The following is a 14311-nucleotide window of genomic DNA, read 5'->3' as shown; positions in this document are numbered from 1 at the left end:
TTTATTTTAAAAGTTTCAGGCCTCTAATTTAGAATTTTAAACTTGAATCCTGAAACTTTTATCTTTATTATTAGTTAATATCTTCGAATTCTTTTTTAGAACCTACGATCACATTCTGATATTCTTTAAGACCTGTACCTGCAGGGATTCTGTGTCCTACAATTACATTTTCTTTAAGACCGTTCAGATCATCAATCTTACCTGCAACAGCTGCTTCGTTAAGAACCTTAGTGGTTTCCTGGAATGATGCTGCGGACATGAATGATTTAGTTTGAAGAGCTGCTCTTGTAATACCTTGGAGTACAGGGGTTGCTGTAGCCGGTAAAGCTTCTCTTACTTCTACTAAAGCCTGATCTTCACGCTTCAATTTGGAGTTTTCGTCTCTTAATTCTCTTGCCGTAATCATCTGACCTGGTTTAAATATTTTAGAATCACCAGCTTCTACAACTACTTTAAGACCGAATACTCTGTTATTTTCTTCTAAGAAATCATACTTATGCTCTAAAGCTCCTTCAAGGAATTGAGTGTCACCTCCATCCACGATAGATACTTTGGTCATCATCTGTCTTACGATAATTTCAAAGTGCTTATCATCGATTTTCACCCCTTGCAGACGGTATACTTCCTGAATTTCATTTACCAGATATTCCTGAACCGCTGTTGGACCTTTAATTCTTAAGATATCATCCGGTGTGATAGAACCGTCAGAAAGCGGTGCTCCTGCTCTTACGAAGTCATTCTCCTGAACAAGGATCTGGTTGGATAGTTTTACCAGGTATACTTTTCTTTCACCAGTTTTCGCTTCTACGATCAATTCACGGTTACCTCTCTTGATTTTTCCGTAAGAAACCACCCCGTCGATTTCTGTAACCACCGCTGGGTTTGAAGGGTTTCTCGCTTCGAATAATTCGGTAACTCTCGGAAGACCTCCGGTGATATCCCCTGCTTTTGCAGATTTTCTCGGGATTTTGATTAAGACTTTACCTGCCTTAATTTTTTCACCATCGTTAACCATTAAGTGGGCTCCTACCGGTAAGTTGTAAGCTTTTTGCTCAACTCCTTTAGAGTCTACCACTTTTAAGGTAGGTACGGCTTTCTTATTTCTTGATTCGGAGATTACTTTTTCTTCGAAACCTGTCTGTTCGTCGATTTCCAATTGGAAAGAAACCCCCTGAATGATATCTTCGTATTCTACTTTACCTGAAGTTTCAGCAATGATTACCGCGTTATACGGATCCCACTTACAGATTACATCTCCTTTTTTCACTTTATCACCAGGTTTTACTGATAATACGGATCCATAAGGAACGTTAGCAACCATTAATGGAGTTCTTGATTCATTGTCTGCAACCAATCTGAATTCCGTAGAACGTGAAACTACTACTTCAGCAGTATTACCGTTTTCATCTTCAGAAGTAATGGTTCTTACTTCGTCCATTTCCACGATACCGTCTCTTCTTGCTACAATGGAAGGATTTTCTGATACGTTTCCTGCAGTACCCCCTTGGTGGAAGGTTCTCAGTGTTAACTGAGTTCCCGGTTCCCCGATGGACTGTGCTGCAATTACACCTACCGCTTCACCCATGTGGATTACTTTACCTGTTGCCAAGTTTCTACCGTAACATTTGGCACAGATACCTTTTTTCGCTTCACACGTTAATGGTGAACGTACTTCCACAGATTCAAGACCTGCTTCTTCTATTCTTTTAGCTAATTCTTCATTGATTACCTGATCTGCTCCCGCGATTAATTCATCGGATTCAGGATCATAGATATTATGAAGCGATACTCTACCTAAGATTCTTTCGGAGATTCTTTCAACGATCTCGTCATTTTTCTTAAGCGCAGTAACTTCTGTACCTCTTAATGTACCACAGTCGTCTTCCGTAATGATAACATCCTGTGCCACGTCTACCAATCTTCTCGTTAAGTAACCTGCATCGGCAGTTTTAAGAGCGGTATCCGCAAGACCTTTACGGGCACCGTGGGTAGAGATAAAGTACTCAAGGATGGAAAGACCTTCTTTAAAGTTAGCTACAATCGGGTTTTCGATGATCTCCGCACCGGTAGATCCGGCTTTTTGCGGTTTTGCCATCAACCCTCTCATTCCGGATAACTGACGGATCTGTTCTTTGGATCCCCTAGCTCCGGAGTCAAGCATCATATATACAGAGTTGAATCCTCCCTGGTCAGATTTCATTCTGCTCATGATCATTTCAGTTAATCCGGCGTTGGTGTTTGTCCAAACGTCGATTACCTGATTATAACGTTCTGTGTCCGTAATAAGACCCATGTTATAGTTAGCTCTAATTTCATCTACATTTTCAACAGCCTGAGCGATCATTTGCTTTTTCTCAACAGGAACCACGATATCTCCAAGTGAGAACGAAAGTCCTCCTTTGAATGCATTTGAATATCCTAAATCCTTCATTGCATCCAGGAACTTCACTGTTGTAGGGAAGTCTGTATCTGCAAGGATTTTACCGATAACGTTTCTTAATGATTTCTTAGTTAAAAGCTCATTGATATATCCTACCTGTTTAGGTACAATCTGGTTGAACAAAATTCTACCTACTGTAGTTTCGATTAGTCTGATAACCAATTCCCCGTTTTCTTTAACCGGTAATTTACATCTTACCTTAGCATTTAAAGAAACTTTTCCTTCTGCATAAGCGATTTCCGCTTCTTCCGGAGAATAGAATGCCAATCCTTCACCTTTGATTTTATGATCTTCTGTAGAGGAAGCTTCTTTGGTCATGAAATAAAGACCAAGAACCATGTCCTGAGAAGGTACCGTAATCGGTGAACCGTTAGCAGGGTTCAGGATATTCTGAGAACCTAACATTAATAGCTGAGCTTCAAGGATCGCTTCAGGACCTAATGGTAAGTGCACCGCCATCTGGTCACCATCGAAGTCGGCGTTGAATGCCGTTGTTACCAATGGGTGTAGCTGGATAGCCTTACCTTCGATCATCTTAGGCTGGAAGGCCTGAATACCCAGTCTGTGAAGCGTAGGTGCCCTGTTCAATAGTACCGGGTGACCTTTCATCACGTTTTCAAGGATATCATAAACTACCGGTTCTTTTCTATCGATAATTCTTTTTGCAGATTTTACTGTTTTTACAATTCCTCTTTCAATCAGTTTTCTGATAATGAACGGTTTGTAAAGCTCAGCTGCCATATCTTTAGGAATACCGCATTCGTGAAGCTGTAAGTTCGGACCTACAACAATTACGGAACGCGCAGAATAGTCTACCCTTTTTCCTAATAGGTTCTGACGGAAACGACCCTGCTTACCTTTCAATGAGTCTGAAAGTGATTTCAATGGTCTGTTTGACTCAGATTTTACGGCAGAAGATTTTCTTGTATTATCGAATAATGAATCTACTGATTCCTGAAGCATACGCTTCTCGTTTCTTAGGATTACTTCCGGAGCTTTGATCTCCAATAATCTTTTCAAACGGTTATTTCTGATAATTACCCTTCTGTAAAGGTCATTAAGGTCAGAAGTTGCGAAACGTCCTCCATCCAACGGAACCAATGGTCTTAATTCCGGCGGGATAACAGGAAGCACACGCATGATCATCCACTCAGGCTTGTTGATCATTCTTGTATTGGCACCTCTTAATGCTTCTACAACATTTAATCTTTTTAAAGCCTCAGTTCTTCTTTGCTTAGAACCTTCATTGTGAGCTTTGTGTCTTAAGTCGAAAGACAATGCATCAAGGTCGATTCTTTTTAATAGTTCCTCAACAGCTTCAGCACCCATTTTAGCGATGAATTTATTTGGATCGGAATCGTCAAGATACTGGTTTTCAACAGGAAGAGTTTCCATGATATCCAGGTACTCTTCTTCTGTCAGGAATTCCATATCTTCAAAATCGGAACCATCCAGTTTTTTGGCAATACCTTGCTGGATCACTACATACCTTTCGTAGTAGACGATCATATCTAATTTCTTGGAAGGTAAACCTAAAAGGTAACCGATTTTGTTTGGTAAAGAACGGAAATACCAAATGTGTGCAATAGGAACTACAAGATTAATGTGTCCGATTCTTTCTCTTCTTACTTTTTTCTCAGTAACTTCTACTCCACAACGGTCACAAACAATCCCTTTATAACGGATTCTCTTATATTTACCACAAGCACATTCATAATCCTTTACAGGACCAAAGATTTTCTCACAGAATAGCCCGTCTCTTTCAGGCTTGTGAGTTCTGTAGTTAATAGTTTCTGGTTTCAGAACTTCTCCTCTTGATTCCTGAAGAATCGATTCCGGTGAAGCTAAACCGATCGAAATTTTATTAAATCTACTTGATTTATTTTTATTTGACATTTGTTAGATTTTAAATTTTGATTTTAGACTTTAGATTAATGCTTTGAATTATAATATTCAAAATTTTAAAAATTTTAAATTATTCTTCAAGTCTTACATCAAGTCCAAGACCTTGTAACTCGTGAAGTAATACGTTGAAAGATTCAGGAATACCCGGTTCAGGCATTGATTCTCCTTTCGCAATAGCTTCATAAGTTTTCGCTCTACCAATCACGTCATCAGACTTCACAGTCAGGATCTCTCTCAGGATATTGGACGCTCCGAACGCTTCCAAGGCCCAAACCTCCATCTCTCCGAATCTCTGACCTCCGAACTGAGCTTTACCTCCTAACGGCTGCTGTGTAATCAATGAGTAAGGACCGATAGAACGTGCGTGCATCTTATCGTCTACCATGTGTCCAAGTTTCAACATATAGATTACTCCAACAGTAGCAGGCTGTGTAAATCTTTCTCCGGTACCTCCGTCATAAAGATAAGTATTACCGAATCTAGGAAGACCTGCTTTATCTGTATATTCAGTGATTTCTTCAAGGCTGGCTCCATCGAAAATAGGTGTAGCGAACTTCAATCCTAATTTCTGACCTGCCCATCCAAGAACTGTTTCATAAATCTGACCAATGTTCATACGGGAAGGTACCCCAAGCGGGTTCAATACGATATCCACCGGTGTTCCGTCTTCAAGGAATGGCATATCTTCTTCACGAACGATTCTTGAAACGATACCTTTGTTACCGTGACGTCCTGCCATTTTATCTCCTACATTCAGTTTACGTTTCTTAGCGATGTAAACTTTAGCCAGCTTCATGATCCCTGCCGGAAGCTCATCTCCGATAGAAATTGCAAATTTCTCACGGTTTTTAACTCCCTGTATGTCATTGTATTTGATTTTGTAATTATGAATTAATTGTTTAACCAATTCATTTTTATCAGCGTCTACTGTCCAGTCCGAACCACTGATATTTACATAATCTTCAACTGAAGTCAATAATTTATGGGTAAACTTCACTCCTTTTCCGATCACTTCTTCTTCAAGGTCATTTTTAACCCCTTGAGAAGTTTTACCGTTTACAAGGATATTTAATTTCTCAATTAAAGTGTTTCTTAAATCATCGAACTTAGCTTTGTAAGTGTTTTCAATTTCTTCAAGCTTAAGTTTTTCTTCAGTTCTTTTCTTTTTGTCTTTAATGTTTCTGGAGAACAATTTCTTGTTGATTACAACTCCTCTCAATGATGAATCCGCTTTTAATGAAGCATCTTTCACATCACCGGCTTTATCACCGAAGATCGCTCTAAGAAGTTTTTCTTCAGGAGTCGGATCAGATTCACCTTTTGGAGTAATCTTACCAATCATGATATCTCCAGGCTTCACTTCAGCACCGATTCTGATCATACCATTCTCATCAAGATCTTTGGTAGCTTCTTCAGAAACGTTCGGAATATCTGCTGTAAGCTCTTCCATACCTAGTTTGGTATCACGAACTTCAAGAGAGTATTCATCCACGTGGATGGAAGTAAACCAGTCTTCACGTACAACTTTTTCATTGATTACGATCGCATCCTCGAAGTTATATCCTTTCCAAGGCATGAACGCAACCACTAAGTTTCTACCCAGAGCCAATTCCCCGTTTTCAGTGGCGTAACCGTCACAAAGCACCTGCCCTTTCTCTACAGTATCTCCAACTCTTACGTTGGGTCTCAGTGTGATTGTTGTACTCTGGTTTGTTTTTCTAAACTTAGTAAGATTGTAAGTTTTAGTAGCGGACTCGAATTGTACTAAATCCTCGTCTTCGCTTCTTTCATATTTAATAGTGATCTTATCTGCATCTACATATTCTACTGTACCATTACCTTCTGCATTGATCAAAATTCTTGAATCTTTAGCAACCTGCTGTTCCAGACCTGTTCCTACAATCGGAGCCTGAGGCTTCAATAACGGAACTGCCTGACGCATCATGTTGGATCCCATCAATGCACGGTTCGCATCATCATGCTCCAGGAATGGAATTAATGAAGCGGAAATACCGGAAATCTGGTTTGGTGCAACGTCGATAAGGTCAACCTGATTAGGCTCAACTACCGGGTAGTCACCATCTAATCTTGCAATAATTCTGTCTGTTTCAAATTCACCGCTATCGCTTAGTTCAACGTTTGCCTGAGCAATTACTTTTTCTTCTTCATCTTCTGCATTCAGATAGATAGGAGCAGCGCTAAGATCGATCTTACCGTTTTCTACTTTTCTATATGGTGTTTCGATGAAACCTAAGCTGTTGATTTTTGCATAAATACCTAAAGATGAAATCAATCCGATGTTTGGTCCTTCCGGAGTTTCAATCGGACAAATTCTTCCGTAGTGAGTATGGTGAACGTCCCGAACCTCGAAACCTGCTCTTTCTCTGGATAAACCTCCAGGCCCCAGTGCAGATAATCTTCTCTTGTGAGTGATCTCCGATAGTGGGTTGGTCTGGTCCATGAACTGAGAAAGCTGGTTGGTACCAAAGAACGAGTTAATTACAGATGTTAAAGTTTTAGCATTAACAAGATCCAGTGGAGTAAAAATTTCGTTATCTCTAACGTTCATTCTTTCTTTAATGGTTCTTGCAATTCTTGAAAGACCTACTCCGAACTGTCCTGCCAACTGCTCTCCTACAGTTTTAATTCTTCTGTTGGAAAGGTGGTCGATATCATCTACCTCTGCTTTGGAATTCACCAACTCAATAAGGTGTCTTACGATAGCGATAATATCTTCTTTGGTAAGAACTTCCGTAGTTTCAGGAATATTAAGTCCTAATTTTTTGTTCAGTCTGTAACGTCCTACTTCTCCTAATGAGTATCTCTGCTCAGAGAAGAATAATTTTTCAATAATTCCTCTTGCTGTTTCCTCATCTGGCGGATCTGCATTTCTTAACTGACGGTAAATATATTCTACCGCTTCTTTTTCAGAGTTAGTAGGGTCTTTCTGTAATGTATTCTGGATGATAGAGAATTCATTGCTGTTTTCCTTGTGGATAAGAATAGACTTCACCCCTGCATCAAGGATAAGATCCAGATGTTCTTTTTCAAGGATTGTTTCTCTATCCAGGATGATCTCGTTTCTTTCAATGGAAACTACTTCTCCTGTATCTTCATCTACGAAATCTTCAAACCATGTGTTCAATACTCTCGCAGCTAATGTTCTTCCTTCTACTTTCTTAAGGGCAGCTTTGGAAACTTTCACTTCTTCGGCAAGGTCGAAAATCTGAAGGATATCTTTATCAGATTCGTACCCGATTGCTCTTAACAGCGTAGTTAATGGTAATTTTTTCTTACGGTCGATATAAGCGTACATTACGCTGTTGATATCTGTCGTAAATTCCATCCAAGATCCTTTGAAAGGGATAATTCTTGAATAGTAAAGTTTAGTTCCGTTGGCGTGGTAAGTCTGCCCGAAGAATACACCAGGTGAACGGTGTAACTGGGTAACGATAACTCTTTCAGCACCATTAATGATGAAAGATCCACTAGGTGTCATGTACGGAACCGGACCTAAATATACATCCTGAACCACTGTTTGGAAATCTTCGTGTTCAGGGTCTGTACAATACAATTTAAGTCTTGCTTTTAGAGGAACTGAATAAGTAAGTCCTCTTTCCACACATTCATCGATTGAATAACGCGGAGAATCTACCAGATAGTCTAAAAATTCCAATACAAACTGGTTTCTAGAATCTGTAATTGGGAAATTTTCCTGGAAAGTCTTGTAAAGAGCTTCTGTCTTTCTGGCTTCAGGAAGTGTATCCAGCTGGAAAAATTCTTTAAAGGAAGCAATTTGGATATCCAAAAAGTCCGGTGTTACAATTTTTCCTTTCGCTGATGAGAAATTAATTCTCGAATTTCCTTGAGTTGTTGATTTTGTTTTACTCATAAAACTTTTAAGAAAGGGTTAAATATTTTGTTTTTTAAAAAATATCAGAAAAAAGAGAAGAAAACTATAATATTCCAGACTTTGATTAATATTTGGCGCTATTAGAACAGTCTTTTATATTTTCATTTTCAGAATCTTATTCCTAACTGCAACACTGGTATATCTTTTCACAGTGTAGTGCAAAATATTTTTCCGTTATACTTTCAGGCTACAATTATCGTAATATTCATAAACACGAAATCCCTTTCATTTCCATGAAAGAGCTGATTTACAATATTTTACTGATTTACAAACAATTATTCGCGCCAAAAGGACTACAAAGTTACAAAAATTTTCTTTCTTACACAAAAAATAAAACAAAAACCCTCCTGATAATCAGAAGGGTTTGAAAAAATCATTTATATAAAATTATGGCCAGTAAGTATCTTGTGGATTTCCACCTCTCACTGTTAAATCTCCCGGATCAAAATTAGCAACCGAAGCATTAGAGTCATATATTCCATATAGAACTACTGCTAAATTGGTTCCTGAATCACGATAGTCTTTTGAATTGAATATCAATCTGTACTTATATTTTTTAGCACCTAAATTATTAAACCATTTAGAGCTGTCTGTAACATTTCCTAAGGTAATATTCATACCTGTCTCACTGTTTTCTGATGCGAAAAGCGCTTTAGGTCCTGCGTGGGCTCCTATTTCCCCGGTAGTAACAGGCTGTCTGTCTCCTGGCTGTAAGTATACATCCAATGAACCTACTCTGCTGTTATTACCTAATGAACCTGTATATGATAGGTAAGCACTTGCAGGGTCTGCTGATGATCTTGTGAAAATAGAATAGTTAAAGCTTGTTCCTGAAATATTTCTAGCCCATACTTTATAATATAATCCAATTCCCAGTGGCTGGAATGTTGAATTATTCTGCATTTCAAGATCAATCATACCATTGTTGGCTCCTGTATATAATGGTCCTGTAGATGCACCGTCATTTCCTGTATTAACAAAAGTCTGCCATACTTTAGGCTTCACATCTATTACTGCTGAACAGCCTAATAATGAATTTGTTAATGTATTGGTAATAGAATAGCTTGCAGTCTGGTTACTTCCTCCATTAGCTCCCTGAGAAACTTCTTCTGAAGTAAGAGGGAATCTTCCGGATGTTGCAGTAACTGATTTTAAGGTAATATTTTGAGTTCCTGTAGAAGTAATATTGATCGTACCACTGTCAAACAGGATTCCATTTTTGTCTTCTGATAATAATCTTATAGGACCTGCAGAAGTTACATTTAAGCTAACAACGATATAGTTAGATGTCGTTAAAGCTGTAGCTACTGTATAATCTCCATATACGGAAACGTTACATGAAGTATATGTTGCAGAACCTGTTGTACCTGTTCCTCCTGTAGCAACAGCCGGTTTCACATAGCTACAAACTTTGGTTCCGTTTGCCGCAACCGAGAAATTGATCGTTGTGGAGCTTGGAGCACCTGATCCGTTTGCTACTGTCACATTCTGTACTCCTGTAGATGTAAATGTACCTGAAGTAGAATAAGTGATCCCGTTATCTGATGTAATCGTGATAAAGTAGCTTCCTACTTGTGTAACATTCACCGGAACCACTACACTGTTAGACGCTACGGAAGATCCCACTGTATATGTATTGGTATCTGCAGCCGGGAACTTGCTACAATCCACTGTATAGGTAGCGAAGGTAGACTGAACCGGTGTTACTGGAGTTGCGTCACACCCCATAGAAACCCAAAGGCTCTTTTTCTCACTCCAATAGTTGAAACAATCTACATCTGTATTATAAATTAAGAGACCATTTACCGTTGGGTTAGCAACTGTGGAAGTCCCATTTGCCAAGATCTGGTCTCTTTGTGCTGTAGTCATCCTCGGAACCAATAGTCCCTTGGTCGTAGAAGTCACATCCAACATGGACTTAGCATTAGGCTGAGCTATTCCAATCCCCACTTGCGAATAAGCAAGGAAGGAAAGTAATATCATCATGAACGAAATTAAATTTTTTTTCATAATTGAGTTATTTTAATATTGCATTTTTAATTAAATCAGAATATAAAGATCCTCTCCACTACTTTACGTAATGCAGGATAAGACTAAGGCCTTCAAATTTTCTATTATTCTCCTGCGATCAGCAGGAAGAAGTATTCAGGTAGATGTTCAGGTTTAAACCTAAAGCAAAATCAATTGATTCATAATTATTTTTTTCATCATTGTGTTTTTAATTTTCAATTTCAATACCAACTGGTGCATTTTGGTCCATAATTATTCTCAGTCACAACAGATACTGTTGTAAGCTAATTTAAAAAGTATTAATGATTGATTAAAGAATTTTGTTTTTTTGAAAAAAGGGAAATTAAAGCTGTGGGGAACTTTTCCCTTCTAAAGGGTATTTATAAAAAAAGAAAATTCTCTCATCATTGTGTGTTTTATCGATTACAAATATAGGTTTTTTACTTAAGAAAAAAAGGGGATTTCCTTAAAAAAAAATTAATTTAATAAATGCCTGAGATAAGAATTATCAATGATAAAATCCTACTGTACAAAAACAAAAAAACCCGGACTAAAGTCCGGGTTTATATGATAATAAGAGAATTATTATTTCAATTCTACTTCAGCACCAGCTTCTTCAAGTTGTTTCTTAAGAGCTTCTGCTTCGTCTTTAGAAACACCTGTTTTGATTGGAGCAGGAGCACCGTCTACGATGTCTTTAGCTTCTTTAAGACCAGCACCAGTTAAATCTTTTACTAATTTAACGATAGCTAATTTAGAAGCACCAGCTGATTTAAGGATTACATCGAATTCGCTTTTTTCTTCAGCAGCTTCTCCAGCACCACCTCCTGATACTACTACAGCAGCAGCAGCTGGTTCAATTCCGTACTCATCCTTAAGGATAGCAGCTAATTCGTTTACGTCTTTTACTGTTAAGTTTACTAGCGTTTCAGCTAAATTTTTTAAATCTGACATTGTTGTAATGTTTTTGTTGATTATTTATTTAATTTTTTGAGTGTAATTATTCTGCACTTGGAGTTTCTTCAGTGCCTTCTGCAGGAGCTTCAGGAGCTTCAGCAGGAGCTTCTTCTACAGCGGGAGCAGCTGGTTCTTCAGCTTTTGCTTCTACTGTTTCAGGTTTATTTTGAAGAGCAGAAAGAACGTTTCTGATCGGAGACTGAAGTAAGCCGATGATTTCACCAAGCATTTCTTCTTTAGACTTAATGTTAGCAAGCGCTCCTAAGTTATTGTCACCAATATAGAAAGTTTCCTGAAGGTAAGCTGATTTTAAAGCCGGCTTTTCTTCTTTCTTTCTGAAGTTCTGAATTAATTTTGCAGGAGCATTTGCTGTATCAGCGATCATTAAAGCAGAGTTACCTTTGAAACTTTCATACATTTCAGAGTAGTCTACTCCATCGATTTGCTCCATTGCTTTTTGTAAAAGTGTATTTTTCACCACTTTTACCTGGATATTATTTTTGAAAGCCTGTCTTCTGAAATCTGAAGTCTGAGCAGCATTCAATCCTTCTAGATCTGCAACGTATACTACTTTAGCATCCTGTAACAAATCCTTTAATTCCTGTATTACTAATACTTTTTCTTCTTTTGTCATTGTCTTTCAGATTTTAGTTTACAGATTTAGTATCAATTGCAATACCCGGGCTCATAGTAGAAGACAAGTAAATGCTTTTCACATAAGTTCCTTTAGCAGCTGTCGGCTTCATTTTAATTAATGTCTGGATTAATTCCTGAGCATTTTCTTTTAATTGCGCAGCATTAAAAGATACTTTTCCGATAGCGGCATGTACGATACCATATTTATCTACTTTAAAATCAATTTTACCTGATTTCACTTCAGATACTGCTTTACCTACTTCCATAGTTACAGTTCCTGATTTAGGGTTAGGCATTAAACCTCTTGGTCCTAATACTCTACCTAATGGTCCTAGTTTACCCATTACAGCCGGCATAGTAACGATAACGTCAACATCTGTCCAGCCGCTTTTGATTTTATCTAAATATTCATCAAGACCTACATAATCAGCACCAGCTTCTTTAGCTTCTGCTTCTTTATCCGGAGTTACAAGTGCTAATACTTTAACATCTTTACCTGTTCCGTGAGGAAGAGATACTACTCCTCTTACCATCTGATTCGCTTTTCTAGGATCTACTCCTAATCTTACAGCGATATCAACAGAAGCATCAAATTTCGCAGTGTTAACTTCTTTTACAAGATTTGAACCTTCTTCAAGGTTATAAATTCTTCCCTTTTCTACTTTGCTTAAAGCTTCTTTTTGCTTTTTAGTTAATTTTGCCATTTCAATAAGTTTTAAGCGTTAGTTGGTTTAGTTCCTGTTACTCTTAATCCCATAGATCTCGCTGTTCCAGCAACCATGCTGATAGCTGAATCTATAGTAAAGCAGTTAAGATCTGACATCTTATCTTCTGCGATTTTTTTAACCTGATCCCAAGATACAGAACCTACTTTGTTTCTGTTTGGTTCCCCGGAACCTCCTTTGATCTTAGCCGCATCCATTAACTGAATTGCTGCAGGCGGAGTTTTAATAACGAATTCAAAAGATTTGTCTTCGTATACTGTAATTACTACAGGTAAAACTTGACCTGGCTTGTCCTGGGTTCTTCCGTTAAATTGCTTACAAAACTCCATGATGTTTACACCTGCAGAACCCAAAGCTGGACCTACTGGTGGAGAAGGGTTTGCTGCACCTCCTTTCACCTGAAGTTTTACCATTTTAAAGACTTTCTTAGCCATTTTTTGTTTTTTAAGTTTGAATAATTAATGAATTTGGAAGCATTTATTATTCAGTAGGTTACTTCTACTCACAAATCGTAAACCTACTTTTTGGACTGCAAAAGTATAAAATATTTTTCAAACTGCAAATGGATGATGCTGATTTTTAGAAAGTTTTTCCAAATCCGGAAGAAAAATAACTTCTTATATCTGAGTTATTTTATGTTTCTTACTATTCCGTATGTATTCAGTAGGTGTGACTCCCTCCACCTGCTTGAAGACTTTATTAAATGTAGACTGATATTTAAATCCTGCCGAAGTAAAAATATGGAGCATTGAGTAATTTTTCAACTCTTCATCATCAATTAATTTTTTCACAAAGTCAATCCTGTAATTATTTACGAAAGCATTAAAGTTTGTATTAGCCCCCAATTTTATGGCACGGGAAATATAAGTTACATTCGTATCGAGAGCATTAGCCAGCTGAATCATAGAAAAATCATTATTACAAAATGGCTTCTGCTCTTCAAAATAGATAAGGATATCTTCATACAGCTTTTCCATCCTGGCATCGTTATTACTGGATCTATCTTCATCCCTACCTATTTCATCTACCTCCAATTCTGGCTTTTTTTTGTAAATGGTAAGCTCTTTATTTTTATACCATTTATAATTGAGAACATTAATCTTCTTATTGAAATAACTTCCCAACACAAATAAATATAATATAGAAACCAATGCAAATAAATTGATAATGATAATACTATTCTCCGGTACTTCCACATGTTTAAAAAGGGGAATCATATGTATATATTTTGACAAAAACAGGGTAGCCGTAATCAGACCGCATATATACAATACCCAATACATAGTTGAGCGCTGAGAATAAAGGTTCATAGAAAGAGGGATAAGAAGCCAAAAGAAGGCAACCGGAGTTTTATCCCAAAAATACATGGCATACAAAAGAAGAAATAGAGAGTTAAATACAATATACAAACTAATAAAAGGTTGTATCTGTCTGAATGTAAATCTTTTGATATAGATATAAAGAAAACTGCTTAAAATTCCTGCAATTAAATTATAGTAAAAAAAGAAAGTCATCTCAAAATAAATATACAATAATGCATGCAAAAACAATATGCATATGATGGATGCCATCATACTCATAATATATTTTTTTAAAATCGAATCCAAAGCAGGATAAATTATTTTCATACTAAAACAGGCTCGTAAAATATGTATTGGCTTTTGTTTCTTTTTTTCGTTTTGTTAAAAGTACAAAAAAAAGTGTTTTTCGATATTCCACTCAATT

The 14311-nt window shown here is 37.4% G+C and carries 8 protein-coding genes; all 8 read right to left on the bottom strand.

The annotated features are described in order from the left end of the window. Positions 1-70 precede the first annotated feature (70 nt). The 8 genes from rpoC to ABJ974_RS02480 all read right to left on the bottom strand — a co-directional run bounded on the left by rpoC (position 71) and on the right by ABJ974_RS02480 (position 13803). Positions 71-4336: a DNA-directed RNA polymerase subunit beta' gene (rpoC, locus tag ABJ974_RS02515; RefSeq protein ID WP_419869812.1), complete on the bottom strand. Its 4266-nt coding sequence runs from the start codon at positions 4334-4336 to the stop codon at positions 71-73. Positions 4337-4415: 79 nt separating this feature from the next. Then, positions 4416-8237, bottom strand: a complete 3822-nt coding sequence (gene rpoB, locus ABJ974_RS02510; protein WP_419869811.1) for a DNA-directed RNA polymerase subunit beta — start codon at positions 8235-8237, stop codon at positions 4416-4418. Positions 8238-8645: 408 nt separating this feature from the next. After that, positions 8646-10268: a hypothetical protein gene (locus ABJ974_RS02505; protein WP_419869810.1), complete on the bottom strand. Its 1623-nt coding sequence runs from the start codon at positions 10266-10268 to the stop codon at positions 8646-8648. 585 nt (positions 10269-10853) lie between these two features. Further along, positions 10854-11222 carry a 50S ribosomal protein L7/L12 gene (gene rplL / locus ABJ974_RS02500; RefSeq protein WP_419869809.1) on the bottom strand — a complete coding sequence of 123 codons (369 nt, stop codon included), beginning with the start codon at positions 11220-11222 and terminating at the stop codon, positions 10854-10856. 46 nt (positions 11223-11268) lie between these two features. Continuing rightward, positions 11269-11859, bottom strand: coding sequence for a 50S ribosomal protein L10 (gene rplJ, locus ABJ974_RS02495; protein ID WP_419869808.1), 591 nt, complete (start codon positions 11857-11859; stop codon positions 11269-11271). A gap of 13 nt (positions 11860-11872) precedes the next feature. Continuing rightward, on the bottom strand, positions 11873-12565 hold the full coding sequence (gene rplA / locus ABJ974_RS02490; RefSeq protein ID WP_419869807.1) for a 50S ribosomal protein L1: 693 nt from the start codon (positions 12563-12565) through the stop codon (positions 11873-11875). 11 nt (positions 12566-12576) lie between these two features. Beyond that, positions 12577-13020: a 50S ribosomal protein L11 gene (gene rplK, locus ABJ974_RS02485; RefSeq protein WP_419869806.1), complete on the bottom strand. Its 444-nt coding sequence runs from the start codon at positions 13018-13020 to the stop codon at positions 12577-12579. Positions 13021-13203: 183 nt separating this feature from the next. After that, the gene (locus ABJ974_RS02480) at positions 13204-13803 is read right to left on the bottom strand and encodes a helix-turn-helix domain-containing protein (protein ID WP_419869805.1); all 600 of its coding nucleotides are present in this window, start codon (positions 13801-13803) and stop codon (positions 13204-13206) included. Positions 13804-14311 lie beyond the last annotated feature (508 nt).

The sequence above is a fragment of the Chryseobacterium sp. CT-SW4 genome (genome assembly GCF_048572715.1).
Lineage (GTDB): Bacteria > Bacteroidota > Bacteroidia > Flavobacteriales > Weeksellaceae > Chryseobacterium.
This window is presented reverse-complemented; position numbering and strand designations above follow the sequence as displayed.